Annotated in this window: 19 protein-coding genes and 1 pseudogene; 15 read left to right on the forward strand and 5 right to left on the reverse strand. The window is 71.1% G+C overall.

Going from position 1 to position 21121, the window contains the following annotated elements; genetic code table 11:
- The first annotated feature begins 83 nt into the window (after window positions 1–83).
- The 3 genes from AB0L59_RS39875 to AB0L59_RS39885 are packed head-to-tail and all read left to right on the forward strand — an operon-like array spanning window position 84 to window position 2749.
- On the forward strand, window positions 84–989 hold the full coding sequence (locus AB0L59_RS39875; RefSeq protein ID WP_365592435.1) for a dihydrodipicolinate synthase family protein: 906 nt from the start codon (window positions 84–86) through the stop codon (window positions 987–989).
- Between the two features lie 22 nt (window positions 990–1011).
- Window positions 1012–2013, forward strand: a complete 1002-nt coding sequence (locus AB0L59_RS39880) for a proline racemase family protein (RefSeq protein WP_365592437.1) — start codon at window positions 1012–1014, stop codon at window positions 2011–2013.
- A gap of 34 nt (window positions 2014–2047) precedes the next feature.
- The gene (locus tag AB0L59_RS39885) at window positions 2048–2749 is read left to right on the forward strand and encodes a GntR family transcriptional regulator (RefSeq protein WP_365592439.1); all 702 of its coding nucleotides are present in this window, start codon (window positions 2048–2050) and stop codon (window positions 2747–2749) included.
- Here AB0L59_RS39885 and AB0L59_RS39890 read toward each other — a convergent pair.
- Both AB0L59_RS39890 and AB0L59_RS39895 read right to left on the reverse strand, forming a co-directional pair.
- Window positions 2746–3747 (reverse strand): IS481 family transposase, encoded by a 1002-nt coding sequence (locus tag AB0L59_RS39890; protein WP_365592442.1) that lies wholly within the window; start codon window positions 3745–3747, stop codon window positions 2746–2748. The two genes, AB0L59_RS39885 and AB0L59_RS39890, sit on opposite strands and share 4 nt — an antisense overlap.
- A gap of 86 nt (window positions 3748–3833) precedes the next feature.
- Window positions 3834–4727: an NAD(P)H-binding protein gene (locus AB0L59_RS39895; RefSeq protein WP_365592445.1), complete on the reverse strand. Its 894-nt coding sequence runs from the start codon at window positions 4725–4727 to the stop codon at window positions 3834–3836.
- 44 nt (window positions 4728–4771) lie between these two features.
- Here AB0L59_RS39895 and AB0L59_RS39900 point away from each other — a divergent pair, with 44 nt between their 5' ends.
- From AB0L59_RS39900 to AB0L59_RS39910, 3 genes and pseudogenes are all read left to right on the forward strand, one after another.
- Window positions 4772–5146: a MerR family transcriptional regulator gene (locus AB0L59_RS39900; RefSeq protein ID WP_365592447.1), complete on the forward strand. Its 375-nt coding sequence runs from the start codon at window positions 4772–4774 to the stop codon at window positions 5144–5146.
- Window positions 5147–5245: 99 nt separating this feature from the next.
- Window positions 5246–5356, forward strand: a pseudogene (locus AB0L59_RS39905) (IS481 family transposase); the annotation flags it as partial.
- Window positions 5357–5693: 337 nt separating this feature from the next.
- Window positions 5694–7121: an amino acid permease gene (locus AB0L59_RS39910; RefSeq protein ID WP_365592450.1), complete on the forward strand. Its 1428-nt coding sequence runs from the start codon at window positions 5694–5696 to the stop codon at window positions 7119–7121.
- Window positions 7122–7134: 13 nt separating this feature from the next.
- Here AB0L59_RS39910 and AB0L59_RS39915 read toward each other — a convergent pair whose 3' ends face one another.
- Window positions 7135–7353 carry an acyl-CoA carboxylase subunit epsilon gene (locus AB0L59_RS39915; RefSeq protein WP_365592452.1) on the reverse strand — a complete coding sequence of 73 codons (219 nt, stop codon included), beginning with the start codon at window positions 7351–7353 and terminating at the stop codon, window positions 7135–7137.
- 37 nt (window positions 7354–7390) lie between these two features.
- Window positions 7391–8938 (reverse strand): acyl-CoA carboxylase subunit beta, encoded by a 1548-nt coding sequence (locus AB0L59_RS39920; protein WP_365592454.1) that lies wholly within the window; start codon window positions 8936–8938, stop codon window positions 7391–7393.
- A gap of 262 nt (window positions 8939–9200) precedes the next feature.
- Here AB0L59_RS39920 and AB0L59_RS39925 point away from each other — a divergent pair, with 262 nt between their 5' ends.
- The 9 genes from AB0L59_RS39925 (at window position 9201) to AB0L59_RS39965 (ending at window position 20395) form a co-directional block, all read left to right on the forward strand.
- Entirely contained in the window at window positions 9201–10256 is a 1056-nt protein-coding gene (locus AB0L59_RS39925) for a methyltransferase (RefSeq protein ID WP_365592457.1), read from the forward strand.
- Between the two features lie 14 nt (window positions 10257–10270).
- Window positions 10271–11536: a cytochrome P450 gene (locus AB0L59_RS39930; RefSeq protein WP_365592460.1), complete on the forward strand. Its 1266-nt coding sequence runs from the start codon at window positions 10271–10273 to the stop codon at window positions 11534–11536.
- Window positions 11533–11937 carry an SCP2 sterol-binding domain-containing protein gene (locus tag AB0L59_RS39935; RefSeq protein WP_365592463.1) on the forward strand — a complete coding sequence of 135 codons (405 nt, stop codon included), beginning with the start codon at window positions 11533–11535 and terminating at the stop codon, window positions 11935–11937. Before AB0L59_RS39930 ends, AB0L59_RS39935 begins: the two co-directional genes overlap by 4 nt.
- A gap of 35 nt (window positions 11938–11972) precedes the next feature.
- Window positions 11973–13208 carry an NAD(P)/FAD-dependent oxidoreductase gene (locus AB0L59_RS39940; protein ID WP_365592466.1) on the forward strand — a complete coding sequence of 412 codons (1236 nt, stop codon included), beginning with the start codon at window positions 11973–11975 and terminating at the stop codon, window positions 13206–13208.
- Between the two features lie 49 nt (window positions 13209–13257).
- Entirely contained in the window at window positions 13258–14502 is a 1245-nt protein-coding gene (locus AB0L59_RS39945; RefSeq protein ID WP_365592468.1) for a cytochrome P450, read from the forward strand.
- Between the two features lie 47 nt (window positions 14503–14549).
- Complete coding sequence (locus AB0L59_RS39950) at window positions 14550–16115, forward strand: AMP-binding protein (RefSeq protein WP_365592470.1); 1566 nt, start codon at window positions 14550–14552, stop codon at window positions 16113–16115.
- Between the two features lie 9 nt (window positions 16116–16124).
- Window positions 16125–17351: a 5-aminolevulinate synthase gene (hemA, locus tag AB0L59_RS39955; RefSeq protein WP_365592473.1), complete on the forward strand. Its 1227-nt coding sequence runs from the start codon at window positions 16125–16127 to the stop codon at window positions 17349–17351.
- Window positions 17348–18880, forward strand: a complete 1533-nt coding sequence (locus AB0L59_RS39960) for a long-chain fatty acid--CoA ligase (protein WP_365592475.1) — start codon at window positions 17348–17350, stop codon at window positions 18878–18880. The genes hemA and AB0L59_RS39960 overlap by 4 nt, the downstream gene beginning before the upstream one ends.
- A gap of 84 nt (window positions 18881–18964) precedes the next feature.
- Complete coding sequence (locus AB0L59_RS39965; protein WP_365592477.1) at window positions 18965–20395, forward strand: FAD-binding oxidoreductase; 1431 nt, start codon at window positions 18965–18967, stop codon at window positions 20393–20395.
- Window positions 20396–20412: 17 nt separating this feature from the next.
- Here the strand turns inward: AB0L59_RS39965 and AB0L59_RS39970 are convergent, their stop codons facing one another.
- Window positions 20413–21003, reverse strand: a complete 591-nt coding sequence (locus AB0L59_RS39970) for a helix-turn-helix domain-containing protein (protein ID WP_365592479.1) — start codon at window positions 21001–21003, stop codon at window positions 20413–20415.
- Between the last annotated feature and the right edge of the window lie 118 nt (window positions 21004–21121).

Raw genomic sequence — 21121 nt, forward strand, 5'->3', positions numbered from 1 at the left:
TTCACGGCCGATGCGGCCAGGACCCTGTCCGCAGGCCGCCCGCATCAGTACCATGTCACACGTCATTGGATTGGGGACCACGCATGACCCAGCCGACCCACACCCGGAGCCGTCCCTGGCGCGGCCTCCTCGTCGCCACCGCCCTTCCACTGCGTGACGACCTCTCCGTCGACTACGACCGCTACGCCGAGCACTGCGCCTGGCTGGTCGGACACGGCTGTGACGGCGTCGTCCCGAACGGCTCGCTCGGGGAGTACCAGGTACTCACTCCCGAGGAACGCACCCGCGTGGTGGAGACTGCCGTGGCGGCGATCGGCGGCGAACGGGTGATGCCGGGCGTCGCCGCGTACGGCTCGGCCGAGGCGCGGCACTGGGCCGAGCGGGCGGGCGAGGCCGGCTGCGCGTCGGTGATGCTCCTGCCGCCCAACGCCTACCGCGCCGACGAGCGCTCGGTCCTCGCCCACTACGCCGAGGTCGCCCGGGCGGGCCTGCCGGTGGTGGCGTACAACAACCCGATCGACACCAAGGTCGACCTGGTGCCCGAACTCCTCGCCCGGCTGCACGGCGAGGGCCACATCCACGGCGTCAAGGAGTTCTCCGGCGATGTCCGCCGTGCCTACCGCATCGCCGAACTCGCCCCGGAACTGGATCTGTTGATCGGCGCCGACGACGTCCTGCTGGAGCTGGCGGTGGCAGGCGCCAAGGGCTGGGTGGCCGGCTACCCCAACGCCCTCCCCCGGGCCTCGGTGCGGCTGTACCGCGCCGCGCTGGCCGGCGACCTCACCACCGCGCTCCCCTTGTACCGGCAGCTGCACCCGCTACTGCGCTGGGACTCGCGCGTGGAGTTCGTGCAGGCGATCAAACTGTCCATGGGCGTCGTCGGCCGGCCCGGCGGCCCGGTGCGTCCGCCGCGCGTCCCGCTGCTCCCCGAGCAGGAGGCCCAGGTGCGGGGCGCCACCGAGAAGGCCGTTGCCGCGGGTCTCGCCTGAGTGCGCACAAGGGAGTCGGATCATGCGCAGCACACTCGTCCTGCACGCCGTCGACTCGCACACCGAGGGCATGCCGACCCGGGTGATCACCGGCGGCATCGGCACCGTACCGGGTGCGACGATGAACGAGCGGCGGCTGTACTTCCGCGAACACCGCGACCCCGTCAAACGGTTGCTGATGAACGAGCCGCGCGGCCACTCCGCGATGAGCGGCGCGATCCTCCAGCCGCCGACCCGGCCCGACTGCGACTGGGGCGTGATCTACATCGAGGTCTCCGGCTACCTGCCGATGTGCGGGCACGGCACCATCGGGGTCGCGACCGTGCTGGTGGAGACGGGCATGGTGGACGTCGTCGAGCCGGTGACCACGATCCGGCTCGACACCCCGGCGGGGCCGGTGGTCGCCGAGGTGGCGGTGGAGAACGGCGCCGCGCGGAACGTGACCCTGAGGAACGTGCCGTCGTTCGCCGTCGCCCTGGACCGCAAGATCACCCTGCCCGACGGCCGTACGGTCACCTACGACCTCGCCTACGGCGGGAACTTCTACGCGATCCTCCCGCTCGACGCCTTCGGGCTGCCCTTCGACCGGGCCCGCAAGGACGACATCATGGCCGCCGGGCTGTCCTTGATGGAGGCGATCAACGCCGAGGCGGAGCCGGTGCACCCCGAGGATCCCTCCATCCGCGGCTGCCACCACGTCCACCTCTACGCGCCCGGCGCCACCGCACGCCGTTCGCGGCACGCGATGGTCATCCATCCGGGCTGGTTCGACCGCTCCCCGTGCGGCACGGGCACGAGCGCACGCATGGCGCAGCTGCACGCGCGCGGCGAACTGCCCTTGCACACCGAGTTCGTGAACGAGTCCTTCATCGGGACCCGCTTCACCGGACGGCTGCTGGGCACGACGGAGGTCGCGGGCCGCCCGGCGGTACTGCCCAGCTTCACCGGGCGCGCCTGGATCACCGGCACCGCGCAGTACCTCCTCGACCCCACCGACCCCTTCCCGGAAGGTTTCGTCCTCTAGAGCGTCCCTTAGACTCACCCCGGTGATGCGTGACATGGCACAGAACACGCGGGGCACGGAGATGCCCGCGCTCCCCCGGCTGGGCGGCCGGCGCAGCAGCTACCGCGAGCGGGTCGCCGACGCGCTGCGCGCCGCGCTGATCGCGGGCGAGCTGCGGCCGGGGGAGGTCTACTCCGCGCCCTCCCTCGCCGCACGCTTCGGCGTCTCGGCCACCCCGGTGCGGGAGGCGATGCTGGACCTGGCCAAGGAAGGCCTGGTCGACACCGTGCCGAACAAGGGCTTCCGGGTCACCGCCGTCTCCGACGAACAGCTGGACGAGTACACGCACATCCGCGCCCTCATCGAGATCCCGACGGTGGTCGAACTGGCCCGCACCGCCGACCGCGTCTCGCTGGAGGCGCTGCGCCCGGCGGCCCGGGAGATCGTCACCGCGGCGGTGGCGGGCGACCTGATCGCCTACGTCGAGGCCGACACGCGCTTCCACCTCGGCCTGCTGGCCCTGGCGGGCAACGCCCACCTGGTCGCGGTGGTGGCCGACCTGCGCGGCCGATCCCGGCTCTACGGCCTGACGGCCCTGGTGGAGGCCGGCCGGCTGCTCGCCTCGGCCGAGGAGCACCTGGAGCTCCTCGACGCCCTGCTGGAGCGGGACGAGGCGGCCGTCCACGCGATCATGACCCGGCATCTGGGGCATGTGCGGAGCCTGTGGGCGGCAGGCGCAGGGGAACGCGAGGCCTAGGTGTAGGAGGTCAGCACGTTGGTGACACCGCTTTGGAGTCGTGACGCTGGTGGCTGGCCGTCAGCGGTGCCGTGAGGCCGGTGGTGGTTGTAGTGGATGTTCCACACGCCGAGGGCGGTTGCTCGTTCGTCTTCGGAGTCCCATTCGCGGGCGTAAAGGAACTCCTCTGCCAAGATCCGGTTGTAGCGCTCCACCTTGCCGTTGTGCCGCGGCGTGTAGGGCGTGATGCGCTGGTGGCGTGACCCGAGTAGTGCTCGGGCAAATGCGTCGGCGCGGTAGCACGCTCCGTTGTCTGTGACGATCCGCTCGATGTGGGTAATGCCGTGGGCGGCGAACCATGCGCGGGCACGGTGCATGAACGCGATCGCGGTGACGGCCTTCTCATCGGGCAACGCTTCGGTGTATGCGAGCCGACTGCACCCGTCGACTGCGGAGTGGAGATACACGTAGCCACCGCGTTTGCTCTTCTTCTTCAGCCGGTCGGCGTACTTGGCCCGCTCGCTCGCACGGCCGTGGACACGCCAACCTCCGCCGTCGGGGATCCGGCCGACCTTCTTCACATCGACGTGGACCATGTGGCCTGGCCCCCTGGCGCTGATCCTGCGGGGCTCCCGGTTCTGTTCGCCGTTCGGGTCGATGAACTTGCGATGGTTGAGCCCGAGCCTCGCCAGGTGCCGGGTCACTGTGCGGCGGCCGACAGTGATGCCCTGAGCTTGGAGTTCGAACGCGATCCGCGACGCTGACCACTTCTGGCTGCGCCGGAGGTCTGCGGTTCGGGCCACGACCCTGGCGTCTGTCGCGGCGGGTTGGCGGTGTGGTGTCGAAGAACGGTCGAGCAGGCCGATTTCCCCGTAGCGGCGGTAGCGGTTGACCCACTTCGATGCACAGGCGCGGGAGATCCCCATCTCGGCGGCGACGTGCGCTATTGGACGAGTCCGGCAGCGCTCGACAAGTCGGCGTCGACCTTCGACGGTCAGTGGAGCATTGGCGTGCCTCATGGGCAGTTTCCCGTGGCGGCTACGAAGTTGGCGGGGAAGCGACTCGGCGGTCATCACACCGGTTAGAGGCTGACTGATGTGTGTGGTCACGGCTGCTGGCCGAACTCGGTGCTGTGGTCGATGGCCCACTGCGCGAAGGGGCGGGCCGGCACGCCGGTCAGGCGCTCGACATCATCGGTGACAAGGCGTGATTCCGGTCGCCGCGTCGACGCCGTGATGAGGGCATCGACCAGCCGCTCGGGACGGCCGTCCGCGAGCATTCGTGCGCGCGCGATATCCGCGGGGGCCGGCTCGAAGCGCAAGTTTCGTCCGAGTGCGGCACCGAGGATTCCGACCTGGTCGGCCCTGCTGAGCGGCTCGGGCCCGGTCAGCAGGTAGGGGGTGCGATCCGAATCGTCCTGGCGTCGAAGAAGCACCTCCGCGGCCGCGGCCGCGACATCACCCTCGTCCACGACTGCTGTGCGCGCTATGTCCGGACCTCTGACCACGTCGCCTGCGCGCAGCTGTGCGGCCCAGCCCCGAGTGTTGGACGCCAGCGTGTCGCTGCGCAGCACGGTGGGATGCAGGCCGGCATCACGGAGCCGGCGTTCCATGTCCGCGTGTACCTGCACAATCGGGTCGCTTTGGCGAGAAGAGGCGTCATCGATCGCAGTCGAGGAGAGGTAGACGACGCGCGGCGCTGCTGCGGCGAGTTCTGCGATCAGAGGCTCGGCGGGGGCGGAGTCAAGCAGCGGCCATATGAGGAAGACGGTGTCGATGTCGTCGAGCGCCGCACGGACGGAGTCGGCGTCGGTCAGGTCACCGCGCACCGACTCGATGCCGGGTCGCGGGCCAACACGACGACGGTCGAGGCACCGCACAGCTGCCGCGCGCGCTTGCAGCCGGGCGAGGAGCTCACGGCCGAGGTTGCCCGTCGCTCCGGTGACCAGGACCGATCGGGAACAAGCAGGAGTAGGCGGGGTGGGAGAACTGTCAGGCATGCTGGAGACGCTAAAAGTTCAGGTCGACATCAAGGCAAGGGCGAATGGCGATAACGATCGGCGAGGCGGCCGCGCAGCTTGGAGTCGAGGCCCATGTCCTACGGCACTGGGAGCACGTCGGAGCACTCACGGTGCGCCGGGACGCGAACGGCTACCGCCTCTACGACCACGACGTCCTGGAGCAGGCACGAACCGTGCTGAAACTGCGACAAGTCGGGCTCTCGTTGCCGGAGGTCACCGCCGCGATGTCCCCGAAGAAGTCCGCAGCGCAGGAGGTCGTGCGCGCGAAGATCGCTGCGCTCGAAAGTGAGGTCCGCAGCAGACAGCAAGCGATCACCTTCCTCCGGCACACCGTCGAGTGTCGCCATCGGTACCTCGAGGAGTGCGCGGACTGCGCGACATTCGTCCGCGACCCTTGATCATCCGATGTGAGGAATTCGCGGTCGACGACCGTAGCCCTTGATCAGTAGCAAGTGACCGCTGACATCAACGTCTTGGCCCGCAACAACTAGACCCTCATGCCCCACCGTGATGCCCCGCTGACGCCGACCGGCGGGCTGCGTCCGGCCCGGTGTGTCGTGGCCTACGGCCGGCCACTGTGCCGGGCCGCGGAACGCTTGCCGGTCAGCGAGGCCGACGCCGTGGGGAGTCGCAGGGTCCGCGGGGCACGTCCGGGTGGCAGAACGGCAGGAAGGGGACCTCCTCGCCCGGCGAGGGGGGGTGGCAGGGCCTGCCGAGGCCGGCGAGCGTCCTCGTGCCGTCGGATCACGGCCCCCGTGGCTCGCTCCCGCGGAGCGAGGGCACCGCACATTTCGCGGTGTCAAGGCCGTACCAGTGCACTTTTTTCACGAACGATCGGCCCGGACTGCACAAGAGGCGGCGATTTTGCGGCGGACGGGGGCTTCCCGGACCATGGCCGTGTCCCGGCGATCCTGGGACATCTGTTCGATGAGAGGCGCACCACCCATGCACGTCACCGGAACCGCCCCCCAGCCGGCTCCGGCCCCCTCCGAGGACCTCACTGGTCCCGCCGGAGCCCTTCCCCGCACCACCGGCGCCACCGACGCCGACGACACCACCAGCAAGCACGCCCGCCGCTTCGGCCTGCCGGTCGCGACCGCGCTGGTCATGGGCAACATCATCGGCGGTGGCATCTTCCTTCTCCCCGCCTCCATCGCCCCCTACGGCACGGTCAGCCTGGTCGCCTTCGCCGTACTGACCGTCGGCGCCATCGCGCTGGCCCTGGTCTTCGGCCGGCTGGCCGCGCGCGACCCCCGTACCGGCGGCCCGTACGTGTACGCCCGCGAGGCCTTCGGCGACTTCGCCGGCTTCCTCGCCGCGTGGGCGTACTGGATCACCACGTGGGTGTCGAACGCGGCGCTCGCCGTCGCCGCCGTCGGCTATCTGGACGTGCTGATCCCGGTCGACGACCACAAGTGGACCGCGTGTCTGGCCGCTCTCGCGCTGCAGTGGCTGCCGGCCCTGGCCAACTTCGCCGGCACCCGTTACGTGGGCGCCGTCCAGGTGGTCTCGACGGTGCTGAAGTTCGTGCCGTTGCTGCTCGTCGCGGTCGGCGGCCTGTTCTTCTTCGACCCGTCCCGGCTCGGACCGTTCAACTCCAGCGGGCACGGCGCGATCGGTGCCGTCTCCGCCTCCGCCGCCCTGCTCCTCTTCTCCTACCTCGGGGTGGAGTCCGCCGCGGTGAGCGCCGGCGAGGTCAGGAACGCCCGCCGCAACGTGGGGCGCGCCACCGTCATCGGCACCGCGGGCGCCGCTCTGGTCTATCTGCTGGGCACGCTCTCCGTCTTCGGTACGGTCGCGCACAACCGGCTGGTGAGCTCCACGGCCCCCTTCTCCGACGCGGTGAACGCGATGTTCGGCGGCAGCTGGGGCGGTACGGCGGTGGCGCTGGCGGCGCTGGTGTCGATGACCGGATGCCTCAACGGCTGGACCCTGCTGAGCGCCCAGACTCCGTACGCAGCGGCCAAGGACGGTCTGTTCCCGGCCGCCTTCGCACGCCGCCGCCGGGGCGTGCCGACGGTCGGCGTCGGCGTCACGGTCGTCCTGTCCTCCCTCCTGACCGCGTACAACTACCTGTCGGGCTCGGCGAAGGTCTTCGACGTCCTGGTCCTGGTCACCACGTTCACCGCGACCGTGCCGTACCTCCTCGCGGCGGCGGCGCAGCTCTTCCATCTGGTCTCCGGCCGCGGCGAGCAGGTGGACCGGGCCCGGCTGGCGCGGGACTCGGTGATCACCGCGGTCGCGGCCGCCTTCTCCGTCTGGCTCATGGCCGGCGCCGGGTACGCGGCGGTGTACCAGGGCGTGCTGTTCCTGTTCGTCGGGATCCTGGTCTACGCGGTGCTGGCCGCGCGCCGACAGCGCCGCGCGGCCTAGGCAGGACACGGCCTCAGCGCTGCCAGCTCACCGGCGAGTGGTACGGGGCGTTGCGCTCGGGGCGGTTCCAGTGCGGGACGACCGGGGTGGCCGCCCGGTCCGCTCCGGCCGCGCCGGCACGCGAGAGCAGGACGGCGACGAGGGCGGCGAGTTCGTCCTCGGCGAGCCGGCCGCGCTCGACGCGCACGAGGGGCTGTTCCGCGACGACGGTGGTCCCGACGACGGTGGTCATGGGGTGCTCCTTCCGCCCCGGGGACGGGGCTGTCTGATCACTGGGGCGGGTTGCCGTGCTTGCGGGCCGGCAGGGCGGCGTGCTTGGTGCGCAGCATGCGCAGGGAGCGGATCAGCACGCCGCGGGTGTCCGCGGGGTCGATGACGTCGTCGACCAGGCCCCGCTCGGCCGCGTAGTAGGGGTGCATCAGCTCGGCCCTGTACTCCTTGACCATCTTCTGGCGCATCGCCTCGGGGTCCTCCGCCTCCGCGATCTGCCGGCGGAAGATCACGCCCGCGGCCCCCTCGGCGCCCATCACCGCGATCTCGTTGGCCGGCCACGCGTACGACAGGTCGGCGCCGACCGAGCGGGAGTCCATGACGATGTAGGCGCCGCCGTACGCCTTGCGCAGGATGACCTGGACGCGCGGCACGGTGGCGTTGCAGTACGCGTACAGCAGTTTGGCGCCGTGCCGGATGATCCCGCCGTGCTCCTGGTCCACGCCCGGCAGGAACCCGGGGACGTCCAGGAGGGTGACCAGGGGGATGTTGAAGGCGTCGCACATCTGCACGAAGCGGGCCGCCTTTTCCGAGGCGCTGATGTCCAGCACCCCGGCCAGGGACCGCGGCTGGTTGGCGACGAGCCCGACGACCTGGCCGTCCAGCCGGGCCAGCGCCACGATCACATTGGTCGCCCAGCGCTCGTGGACCTCCAGGTACTCGCCCTCGTCCACGATCGCCTCGACGACGGCCCGCATGTCGTAGGCGCGGTTGCCGTCCGCCGGGACCAGGTCGAGCAGCTCCGCGCAGCGCCGGTCGGCGGGGTCCCCGGTGGCCTGGGCGGGCGCGGTCTCCCGGTTGTTCTGCGGCAGCAGGGACAGCAGATAGCGGACCTCCTCCAGACAGGTCTGCTCGTCGTCGTAGGCGAAGTGGCACACCCCCGACACCTCGGCGTGCACGTCCGCCCCGCCCAGGCCGTCGTGGGAGACCTGTTCCCCGGTCACGGCCCGGACGACGTCGGGGCCGGTGATGAACATCTGCGAGGTCTCCCGGACCATGAACACGAAGTCCGTCAGCGCCGGCGAGTAGGCGGCGCCGCCCGCGCAGGGGCCCAGCATCACGGAGATCTGCGGGATCACCCCGGAGGCCTTGGTGTTGCGGGTGAAGATGCCGCCGTAGCCGGCCAGGGCGGTCACGCCCTCCTGGATGCGGGCGCCGGCGCCGTCGTTGAGGGAGACCAGCGGGGCACCGGCGGTGATGGCCATGTCCATGATCTTGTGGATCTTCTCGGCGTGCGCCTCGCCCAGCGCCCCGCCGAAGATGCGGAAGTCGTGCGCGTAGACGAAGACGGTCCGCCCGTCCACGGTCCCCCAGCCGGTGACCACCCCGTCGGTGTGCGGCCGGCGCTGCTCCAGCCCGAATCCGCTCGCCCGGTGCCGCCGCAGCGGCTCCACCTCGTGGAACGAGTCCTCGTCCAGCAGCAGCGCGATCCGCTCGCGCGCCGTCAGCTTCCCCTTGGCGTGCTGGGTCCGCGTCGCCTTCTCGCTCGGGCCGGCCTGGACCCGGCCGCGGAGCTGACGGAGTTGTTCGACACGCTCGGTCAGCATCTGGCTCCTCGTCGGTCGGGGCGGGGCGCGGCGAGCCGGCGGCGGCCGGCGTCCGCCGCCCCGCCGTGGACGTGTGCTCACCCGTCCGTCTCTATCCCGGCCGCCTTGAGGGCGGCTCGAATGCCGCTCCGGTCCCGCCCCCCGCACACCGTGTTCCGCCCCGCATAGCCAGACTTGAGGGCCCCTCTAGGGCAGGCGGCAAGCATCTGAGGCCGGAACGGAAAGCTGCGCCATCGGAAATTGCGGCCTCAAAGGGATGCAGATGAGCATTGTAAAAAGTAGTCCGTCCGGTAATGGCGAGGACAAGCGCACCGCGGCCATCACCAGCCTGCGTGAGATATCGCTCGCCGCCGCCGCTCCGGCGGCGCTGCGCGCCGCCATCCTCGTCGGTGTCGCCGACGAGATCGGCGACGGGCCCGTCGCGGTCGAGCAGTTGGCGAAGACCCTGAAGGTGGACGCCGGGGTCCTCGGGCGGCTGCTCCTCACGCTGGAGCAGTACGGCGTCTTCGCCCGCACGCAGGACGGATACGCGCACACGCCCACCTCACGGCTGCTGCGCGAGGACGACCCGCAGAGCCTGAAGTACTGGGTGCTCTGGGTCACCGAGCCGTGGGCCTGGGAATTGTGGCCGCACCTCGAAGAGGCCGTGCGGAACACCGGCAAGGACCTCTTCGAAGAGAAATACGGCGCCGAATTCTTCGCGTACCTCCACAAGGAGTGGCCGGCGTCGACCGAGATCTTCAACAAATCCCAGACCGAGCTGAGCCGGCTCACCTCCGCGGCGCTCGCGGATGCACTGGATCTCAGCGGTTTCCGCACCCTCGCGGATGTCGGCGGCGGCCGCGGCTACACGCTGTCGACGCTGCTGGAGAAGAACCCGCACCTGCAGGGAACCCTGGTCGACCTGCCCGCGGCGGTCGCCCACCCGGACCCCCGGCTCCGCCCCGACGGCGCGCTGGCGCCCCGTGCCCGCGTCATGGAGGGCGACTGCCTCAAGAAGATCCCGGTGGAGGCGGACGTCTACCTCTTCAAGAGCATCCTCGAATGGGACGACGACCGGACCGTCACCGCGCTGCGCAACGCCGTCGCGGCGGGCCGGCCCGACAGCCGGATCCTCATCGCGACGAACCTGGTCGACGACAGCCCGGAGATCCGCTACGCGACCGGCATCGACCTGCTGTTCCTGCTGAACACCAACGGCAAGCGGCACACCAGGAGCGGCATCACCGGGCTGGTCGAGCGGGCCGGTCTCCGGGTCGACGGCGTCAGCGAGGTCAAGCCTCTCCTGCACGTGGTCGAGGCTTCCATCCCCCAGTGACCGAGGAGGCCGACGTGAGCACCCCGACGATGGCGCCGCCCCGCGGTGGCGCCGAGCACGCCGCCAACACGGCCCTGGCGGAGATCCTCTTCTCGCCCGAGGGCAGGACCGACCCGTACACGCGCTACCACCGCCTGCGGGAGGCCGTGCCCGTGCACCGCAGCCCCCTCGGGATCTGGGTGCTCAGCCGCTACGACGACGTCTTCGAGGCGTTGCGCGACAAGCGGGTCGGCAAGGACGTGTACACCTTCCTGTCCGGCCGGTTCAACGGCGAGTGGGAGCAGCACGCGGCGCTGCGCAAGCTGGCCACCAGCATGCTGTGGGCCGATCCGCCCGAGCACACCAGGCTGCGCCGGATCATCAACCAGGCCTTCACCGCCAAGCGGGTGATGGCGCACCAGGAGTTCATCGCCCGGAAGGTCGACGAACTCCTGGAGCCCTTCGCCGAGGCCGGTGGCGGCGACATCTGCAACGACTTCTGCTACCTGCTTCCCATCAGCGTCGTCGCCGGGCTCGTCGGCGTCCCGCAGGAGGAGGCGCCGCTGCTGCGGGAGCCGATCCGCAACTTCCAGCGGACCTTCGAACTGGGCATGACCGCCCTGGAACTGCGGGTGGCCGACGAGGGCGCGGCGTTCCTCGACGACTACTTCGGTGCGCTCGTGCGGCACAAGCGACGCCGGCCGGGCGACGACCTGCTCTCGGCGCTCATCGCCGCCGAGGACGAGGATCCGCTGGACGACATGGAGCTCGCCGGGATCTGCCACATGCTGATCGCGGCCGGTTCCGAGACCGCCACGCACTTCCTGAACAACGGCATCCGGCTGTTCATCGACCACCCCGACCAGGCGGACCTGGTGCGTGCCGACCCCGGCCTGCTGAAGGGCGCGATCGAAGAGGTGCTGCGCTTCGATCCGCCCGTCCACATGCTCCCCCGGACGGTCAGTGAGCCGCTGGAGATCCGCGGCGTGGAGGTCCCGGAGGGCTCGCGGATGATGATGCTGATCGCCGCGGCCAACCGGGACCCGGCGCGCTTCACGAACCCCGACGTGTTCGACGTGACCCGCGACGAGGGCATGTCGATCTCCTTCGGCGCCGGCATCCACGGCTGCCCCGGCTGGCGGCTCGCCCGCCTGCAGGCCGAGGCGGTCTTCACCACGCTGCTCCGGCGGTTCCCGTACCTGGAGATCGCCGAACCGCCGCGCCCGCAGCCACGGGTGACCCTGCCCGGGCTCGAGGCCCTGCGCATCCGGATGGGCTCCACCCCCGGGGAGGGACGGTGACCACCGACACCGAGGTCCGCTTCCTGTCCAAGGCGTACCTGGACGAGCTGGAGAAGCTGACGCCGGGAGACCAGCAGGCGCTCCCGCACGTGAACGTCCGGCTGCAGTTCCACGCGACCGGCACCCCGCAGGGCGCGGTGGACTACTACGTACTGATCGACAAGGGCGTCGTCACGGGGGCCGGCCGCGGCCGGCTCGCGGACAGCGACCTCGCCATCACGGCCGCCTACCGGGACCTCGCCGACTTCCAGTCGGGGGATCTGCACGCCGCCACGGCCTTCGTCACCGGGCAGTTCGCGGTCACCGGGGACAAGGCGAAGCTGCTGGAGCTGATGGTGGTGCTGCAGTCGGGGCGCTACCACGCGTTCACCGCGGACCTGTGGTCCCGGACCACGCGATGACGCACGAGCCACCGAAGCCAAGAGGAGGACGACCAATGCGGAGTCAGTACGACGTCATCGTCGTGGGCGGAGGCCCCAGCGGTGCCGCGGCCTCGGGACTGCTGTCCATGTGGGGGCGCCGGGTGCTCCTGCTGGAGAAGGAGAAGTTCCCCCGCTACCACATCGGGGAGTCGCTCATTCCCGGAGTCATGCCGGTCATCAGGGAACTCGGCGCGGCCAAGGCCCTGGAGGAGCTGGGCGCCCAGCGCAAGAACGGTGTGACGCTGATCTGGGGGCCGAGCCCCGACCCCTGGACCATCCGCTTCGACGAGATCGCGACGAACGCCCCGGTCGACAAGTCCGCCCCGCGCCCCTACGCCTACGAGGTCAAGCGGGCGGAGTTCGACAACATGCTGCTGACCCACTCCCGGCGGCTCGGCACCACGGTCATCGAGGAGGCGTACGTCCGCGAGGCGATCTTCGAGGGCGACCGGTGCACCGGCGTGCGGTACAGCCCGGCCCACTCCGACGAGGTGGTCGAGGTGCACGCCCCGCTGGTCGTCGACGCCTCCGGCCAGGCCAAGTTCATGGGCAGGCGCTTCGACAGCGTCGACTGGCACCCGGACCTGAAGAACCTGGCCGTCTGGACGTACTACCAGGGCGGCAGCCGCCTCGCCGGGGAGGACGCCGGCAACATCGTGGTCGAGGCCTGCCCGCCGGGCTGGCTGTGGATGATTCCGTTCAGCGACAACACCTGCAGCGTCGGGTACGTCGCCCCCAGCGAGAAGTTCGCCACCTCCGATCTGTCGCCCGCGGACATGCTGTACCGGCAGATCGGCGAGACCGAGCAGATCCGGCGTCTGCTCTCCGGCGCCGTCGAGGTGGCCCAGGTGCGCACGGCCAAGGACTGGTCGTACACCTGCGAGCGGATGAGCGGCCCAGGCTTCCTGCAGGTCGGCGACGCCGCCGCGTTCATCGACCCGCTGTTCTCCACCGGGGTGATGCTGGCCCTCAAGGGCGGCTCGCTGGCGGCGCACGCCGCGCACCGGATCCTCGACAAGCCGGAGTCCGAGCCCGAGCTGCTGAAGCGCTACGAGAAGGAGTACCACGCGGTACTCGACGTGGTGATCGACTTCGTGCGGTTCTTCTACGACCAGAACAAGGAGGTCGAGGAGTACTTCGAGAAAGCGCGCGACCTGATCGACCCCGAGGAGCAGCGCAAGGCCCGGGAGGACTTCATCGTCCTCGTCTCCGGCCTGGCCAAGGCGGTCGAGGGCTGGCAGCTGCAGTAGGCGCGGACCGAGTGCCCCGCCGTTCACGAGAGGTTGGCTGAGGTCGACGATGAACCAGACTGTGCCGGTCAGTGACATCGATCCCTTCTCGCTCGACGTCCTGACCGATCCGTATCCGGCGTACGACCGGCTGCGCGAGGCCGGGCCGGTGGTGTGGCTGGAGCGCCACGGTGTGTGGGCGTCGGCGCGCTTCAGCGCGGTGCGCGCCGCCGTGCTCGACCACGAGACGTTCAGTTCCGCCGCGGGCGTCGGGCTCGCGGACCTGCGCCGGCAGCCCGGCCCCTCGCACGCGGACGCCGGGATGGCCGGCGCCGACAAGGGGACGGGCTGGCGCACCCCCAGTCTGCTGCTGGAACAGGACCAGCCCGACCACACCAGGGCCCGGCGCGTGGTCGGTTCGGTGCTCTCCCCCGGCGCGATACGGGCGAAGACGGAGTCCTGGACCGCGCGGGCCGAGTCCATGGTGGAACAGCTGGTCGACACCGGCGAGTTCGACGGCATCGGCCGGCTCGCACAGGAGCTGCCGTTGCGGCTGTTCGCCGACGCGGTCGGACTGCCCAGGGAGGGGCGCGCGGAGAACCTGCTGCCCTTCGCGGACTTCGCGTTCAACGCGTTCGGGCCGCCCAACGAGCTGTTCCACAAGTCCGTACCGGGCGGTGACGCGACCCTGCCCTGGGTGGTGCGGCACTGCTACCCCGACCGGCTCAGCCCGGACGGATGGGGCGCGCAGATCCACCGTCTCGCCGAGCGCGAGGGGTACAGCCTCGACGAAGGGGCCGTGCTCGTAAGGTCGTTGCTGGCCGCGGGCATCGACACCACGGTGCGCGGGCTGGGTTCGTTGCTGTGGCTGCTCGCCACGCACCCGGAGCAGTACGCCGCGCTGCGCGCCCGACCGGATCTGATCCGGCCCGCGTTCGACGAGGCCGTACGCCTGGAGTCGCCGACCCGGATGTTCTTCCGGGTCGTCGCGAAGGACACGGTGCTGGACGGGGTGGAACTGCCCGCCGGGGAGAAGATCCTGCTGCTGTTCGGCGCCGCCAACCGGGATCCGCGCCGCTGGGACCGCCCCGACCAGTTCGACATCACCCGCAAGTCGGGGGGGCATCTCGGGTTCGGGGCCGGCATTCACGCCTGCGTCGGGCGGATCGTCGCCTATCTGGAGGCGGACGTCATGCTCCGGGCGCTCACCCGGCACGCCGCGGTGATCCGGACGAGCAGCCCGCCGCGCTGGCATCTGAACAACACGATCCGGGGGCTGGCGGAACTCCCGCTCGCGCTCAGCTCCAGCGCGTGAGGCCCCGTCCGCATCGCACCGAATCTCCCAGCCGAAAGAAGGAGAAGATGGCCGTTTCTGACCCCTGGTGGTCGGAGCACGACGGTTACGCCGCCCGGATCATGTCGCTCCTGGCCGCGGACCCCGACCGCACCGCCGTGCACTGGCGCGGCCGGGCGATCGGGGCCGGCGAACTGGCCGGCTCGGTCACCGGGACGGCACAGGCCCTTCGGGACGCGAAGACCGGCCCGGGCAGCGTGCTGGGCGTCCTGGTGGCGCCGAACAGCCCCGACATGCTGTCGGCGCGGTACGCGGCCCACCTGGTCGGCGCCGCCGTCTGCTACCTGCGCTCCACCAACGCCGGTTCGACCGTCCCGGTGCTCTCCACGGACGAGCAGCTGCGGATCCTGCTCGACACCGGCGCCGCCGCCCTGCTCACCGACCCCGAGAACGAGGACCGGGCGAGGATCCTCGCCGAGCGGTCACGCGGCCGCGTGACGGTGATCCGGACCGCGGACCTGCCCGTCCCGGGCGACCCCGGGCCCGCCGCCCGCTGGTCCCCCGAGGCGGCCGCCGTCATCGGCCTGACCAGTGGCAGCACCGGACGGCCCAAGGGGATCCTGCTGTCCGCACGCGCCTGGACGAGCCGCGTCGAGGCGGCGTCGGCCTCCGCCACGGCGGACGAACAGGTCAGGATCCTGGTCACGACCCCGCTCAGCCACACCGTCGGCCCGATGGCCGACGCGGTCCTCGCCTCCGGGGGCTGCGTGGTCCTGCACGAGGAGATGCGCGCCGAGGAGGCGCTGCGGGCGGTCGCGGAACACCGCATCACCCGCATGTACCTGGCCACTCCGCAGGTGTACGAGTTGGTCGACCAGTACCGCGTCACCAAGGCCGACCTGTCCTCGCTCCGCCAGCTGATCTACGGCGGCTGTCCCGCCTCGCCCACCCGGATCGCCGAGGCGGCCGAGGCGTTCGGGCCGGTGCTGGTCCAGGGGTACGGGGCCAGCGAGAGCGGCCGGATCACCTTCCTCGGCCCGCGCGACCACCTGGACCCCGAGCTGACGGGCACCGTGGGCCGGCCGTTCCCGGGGGTCCGGATCAGGATCTGCGTCCCCGGCACCGACGAGGAGGTGGCCGTGGGCGAGACCGGCGAGGTGTGCGTGAACTCGCCGCACCTGATGGACGGTTACTGGGGAGACCCGGCGCGCACGTCCCAGGCGCTGCGCGGCGGCTGGTACCGCACCGGAGACCTCGGCCACCTGGACGAGCAGGGGCGGCTGCATCTGCTCGACCGGATCGCCGACGTCATCAAGACCGAGGGCATCAAGGTGTACCCGGCCGTCGTCGAACGGGAGATCCTCCGGATGCCCCAGGTGGCCCAGGCGGCGGTCTACGGCATCAGGGACGGCTCCCGGATCGAGCACATCCACGCGGCGATCGTGCTCCGCGAGGGCGCCCGCGTCACGCCCGCCGAAGTCCGCGATCAGGTCAGGACGGCCCTGTCCGCCCTGCACGCACCCGAAGAAGTCCTGCTGCTCGACGCGATGCCGCTCAGTGCGTCCGGCAAGCCGGACAAGGCACGGCTGCGCCGGGAGACCGGCGCGCTGGTCGGCACCGCGTCTGGAAGGTGACCCACGAACATGAACGCACACCTCGAGCACTTCACCCGTGAGATGGCCGGATTCGCCGACCGCAGGAGGGAGTTCCTGGAGATAGGCCGGCGGGCCGGGCTGTTCCCGAGCGCCATCGCCCGGCTGGGCGGCGGCGCCGGCGAGCGGGAGATCAGCGTCTGGTGCAGCAACGACTACCTCGGCATGGGGCAGCACCCCGTCGTGCTGGAGGCGGTCAAGGACGCGGTGGACGCCTTCGGCGCCGGTTCGGGCGGTTCCCGCAACATCGGCGGGACGAACCACTACCACGTGCTGCTGGAGCGGGAACTCGCGGCGCTGCACGGCAAGGAGGCCGCGGTCGTCTTCCCGTCCGGCTACACCGCCAACGACGGTGCGCTGTCGGTGCTGGCCGGCCGGGCGCCGGGCACCCTCGTCTTCTCCGACGAGCTCAACCACGCCTCGATCATCGACGGTCTACGGCACAGCCGCGCGGAGAAGAAGATCTTCCGGCACAACGACACCGGCCACCTGGCGGAGCTGCTCGCCGCCGCGGACCCGGACCGGCCGAAGCTGATCGTCCTCGAGTCGGTGTACTCGATGTCCGGTGACGTGGCCCCGCTCGCCGAGGTGGCCGCACTGGCCGCCCGGTACCGGGCCACCACCTATGTCGACGAGGTCCACGCGGTCGGCATGTACGGGCCGCAGGGCGCGGGCATCGCGGCGCGGGAGGGCCTGGACGGCGAGTTCACCGTCGTCATGGGCACGATGGCGAAGGGGTTCGGCACCGCGGGCGGGTACATCGCCGGCCCGGCCGTCCTGGTCGACGCGGTGCGCGGCTTCTCCCGTTCGTTCATCTTCACCACGTCGCTGCCGCCGTCGACCGCGGCCGGTGCGCTGGCCGCCGTCCAGCACCTGCGCTCCTCGGAGTACGAGCGGGCCCGGCTCGCCGAGAACGCTGAGCTGTTGCACCGGCTGCTCACCGAGCGCGGCATCCCGTTCATCTCGGCGGACTCGCACATCGTGGCCGTCTTCGTCGGGGACGACCAGCGGTGCCGCAGGGCCTCCGCGCTGCTGATGGAGCGGCACGGGATCTACGTCCAGCCGATCAACGCGCCGAGCGTGCGGGAGGGCGAGGAGATCCTGCGGGTCGCGCCGTCGGCCACCCACACGACGCAGGACATCGAGAAGTTCGCCGGCGCGCTGGACGGCATCTGGCAGGAACTCGGGCTGCCCACCGCCGTTCCCGGGAAGCCGTGATCTCCCTGGCGGCCGTGCTCGCCGAGTCGGCGGCACGTCGTCCCGGCCATCCCGCGCTCGTCTGTGGTCCGGATGTGCTGACGTACAGTCAACTATGGCTGGAAGCACGGCGGTTCGCGGCCGTGCTGGCCGAGGACGGGATCGGGTGCGGTGACACGGTGGCGCTGCTGCTGCCCAACTCACCGCACTTCCCCATGGCGTACTACGGCGCGCTGGCGCTGGGCGCCACCGTGGTGCCGGTGCACACGCTGCTGAAGGCGGACGAGATCGAGTACGTGCTGCGGGACTCCGGGGCCCGGCTCCTGGTCTGCGACGACACGCTGCCGGGCGACGGCGTCGAGGCGGCCGCACGCGCGGGTGTCCCGCTGCTGGCGGTGCAGCGCCTCGGCGCCCGCGCCCGGCGGGCGGTGCCGGTCGCGCACTGGCAACCGCGGGCGCCCGACGACATCGCCGTGGTGCTCTACACCTCGGGCACCACGGGCCGGCCGAAGGGGGCGATGCTGACCCATCTGGGGCTGGTCCTGAACGTCACGGTCAGCATGGTCTCCCCGTTCGCCTTCGGACCGGACGACGTGCTGCTCGGGGCTCTGCCGTTGTCGCACACGTTCGGCCAGATCTGCGGCATGGGCGTGTGCTTCCGGGCCGGCGCGACCCTGGTGCTGATGCCCGCGTTCGACGCGGCCCGGGCCGTCGGCCTGATGGCGGAGCACCGATGCACGGTGTTCATGGGCGTACCGACGATGTACCTCGCCCTGCTGGAGACCGGCGGTCCGGCCGGCGCCGGCCTGCAGCGGGCCTACTCGGGCGGTTCCGCGCTCCCGGTCAGGGTCCTCGAGGACTTCGAGCGGGAGTTCGGCTGCCCGATCTACGAGGGGTACGGCATGACCGAGACCTCACCGGTGATCGCGTACAACCAGCCGGGGCTGCCCCGCCGGCCGGGGACGGTGGGTTTCCCGGTGTGGGGCGTGCAGGCGGAGATCGCGCGGGCGGACCTGGACGAGCGCGTCGAGCTCCTGCCGGCGGGCGAGGTCGGCGAGGTCGTCGTCCGCGGACACAATGTGATGGCGGGTTACCTCGGGCGCCCGGAGGCGACCGCCGCGTCCGTGGTGGACGGCTGGTTCCGCTCCGGCGACCTCGGCGTCAAGGACGAGGACGGCTACCTCACCATCGTCGACCGCAAGAAGGACATGGTGTTGCGCGGCGGGTACAACGTCTATCCGCGTGAGGTCGAGGAAGTGCTGCTGCGTCACCCGGCGGTGGCCCAGGCGGCGGTGATCGGCGTGCCCGACCCGCGGTACGGGGAGGAGGTGTGCGCGGTGGTCCGTACGGTCCCCGGGACGGCGGCCGGGCCGGCCCTCGGCGCGGAGATCTCCGCCTGGGCCAAGCAACGGCTGGCCGCGTACAAGTATCCGCGCCGGGTCGAGTTCCTCGAGGCGTTCCCGGTCGGCGCGAGCGGAAAGGTCCTCAAGCGCGAACTGGTCGCGCTCTTCGGCCCGGACGCGGTGCGCGGCGGTGCCGGAATCGACTGATCCTTGAGCCGCCTCTGCCAGAGTTGCGGCCGTTCCCGAGCGGGAACCGTGTGACGTGGGGAGGGACGTGCAGTGAGCGAACAGGTGAGCAGACGAACGGCTCTCAAGGCCGTCGGCATGGGCGTGGCGGCGCTCGCGGTGGGTGCCGGTCCGGGCGCGGGCGTCGCGACCGCGGCGCGCGGCCGCCTCACCGCCGACGACCTGCGCACCGCGCTCGGCGGGAAGGTGCTGTTCCCGGGCGATCCGGACTACGACGCCGAACGCGCCGGATTCAACACCCTGTTCCAGCAGAGCCCGAACGCCATCGTGCTCGCGCAGACGCCGCAGGACGTGGCGACGGCGGTGCGCATCGGCGGCGGCATCGGCTGGCCGATCGCGGTACAGGCGACCGGACACGGCATCTGTGTCGCCGCCGACGGCGCCCTGCTGATCAACATGCGCGAGATGAACGGGGTCAGCATCGACACGGCCGCGCGGACCGCGCGGATATCCGGCGGTGCGCGGTGGAGCGACGTACTCGCCGTCGCCGCCCCGGCGGGCCTGCTCCCGCCGGTCGGTTCCACCTCGGACGTCGGGGCCACCGGCTATGTGACGGGCGGCGGGGTGCCGGTCGTCGGGCGGACCTACGGGTTCGCCTCCGACCGGGTGCGCGGCATCGAGCTGGTCACGCCGGACGGGCGGCTGCGGTGCCTCACCCCGCAGCGGGAGTCCGACCTGTTCTGGGCGGTGCGCGGCGGGGGCAGCAACTTCGGCGCTGTCACGTCCTTCGAGATCGATCTGCTGCCGGCCGCGACGGTCTACGGCGGCGGCCTGGTGTTCCCCGCGGCGGCGTCCGCTCAGGCGTACCGGGCGTACGTCGAGTGGACGAAGACCGCCTCGGACCGGATCACCTCGGTGGCCTCGTTCATCCGCACGCCCACCAGCCAGGTGCTGCGGATCGAGGTCGTCTACGTCGGCTCGGCGACCGACGGCGCCGCGGAGATCGCCCCGCTGCGCGCCCTCAACCCGGTCTCGGACTCGGTCACCGACGTCCCGATCGCCCAGATGGACACCATCTTCAACGTCCCGACCAAGCCGACCGCGAACCTCGTGGAGAGCGGTCTCATCGGCACTCTGGACGCCGCCGGTGTCGAGGTGGTGCTGGGCGCGGTGGGCTTCGGCACCACCCTTCCGTCGGGCGTGGCGGAGATCCGGCACATGGGCGGCGCGTTCTCGCGGCCTCCGGCGGCGCCGAGCGCGATCGGGAACCGGGACGCGCAGTACCTGGTGTTCCTGAGCAACACGGTGCCCCAGCCGGAGGCGGCCGGCTCGATCGAGCAGGCGCAGCAGACGATCCTGACCAACCTGGCCCCGGTGCTCACCGGCCGCACGGTCCCGACCTTCCTCGGCACGGTGGACACCTCCGTCGAGGCGGTGCGCAGCGCGTACACCGACGGCGACTGGAACCGGCTGCTGAGCCTCAAGCACGCCTACGACCCGGCGAACCGGTTCCGCATCAACCACAACATCCGCTGACCCGCCGCCCGCCGGACTCAGCCGGCGGGCTTCGCCCTGGCGTCGCCCCTGATCCCGTCGAGCGCCAGCTCGAGGTGGCGGCGCCAGCCTGCGCTGCCCGCGGGGCGGAAGTACATGGTGGACATCACGCCGCGCGTGAGCAGCGGGAAGTCGGCGTAGGTGAGGTCGCCGCGGACGGCCCCCGCGGCCACGGCTCGGTCGATGATGCGGGTGACGATCTCACCGAACTCGGCCTTCTGCTGCTCCAGGCCCTCCCACTGGATGTCGCCCGCGCCCATGAGCGCCAGCTGGAAGCTGGCGTCGCCGTCGGCTGCCTCGAGGTAACTGCGCAGGACCGTCTCGAAGGCCTCACCGGGGTCGGACACCTGCTCGGCGGCGCGGGCCAGGTCGGCCATCCCCTCGTAGCGCTCGCGGACCATCGCCGTGAGCAGCGCCTGCTTGCTCGGGAAGTGGCGGTAGAGGGTGCCCATGCCCAGACCGCAGTGGGCGGCGATCTCCTCCATCTGGGCCTCGCGACCGCGTTGGGCGAAGAGCTCCCGCGCGGAGGCCATGATCCGCGCACGGTTGCGACGGGCGTCCGCGCGCAGCGGTCGTTCGGTTTCAGACATCGCTCGGCAATCGCGTCGGGGTCGATTGACAACCGGAACCTTAATTCACTATCGTCGAGCCCACAAGACGGAAGTGGAGTTCCGCTTCCTGTTATTGTTCGGCCCGCCTGGAGGTCCT

Source organism: Streptomyces sp. NPDC052109 (assembly GCF_040680195.1).
Lineage (GTDB): Bacteria > Actinomycetota > Actinomycetes > Streptomycetales > Streptomycetaceae > Streptomyces.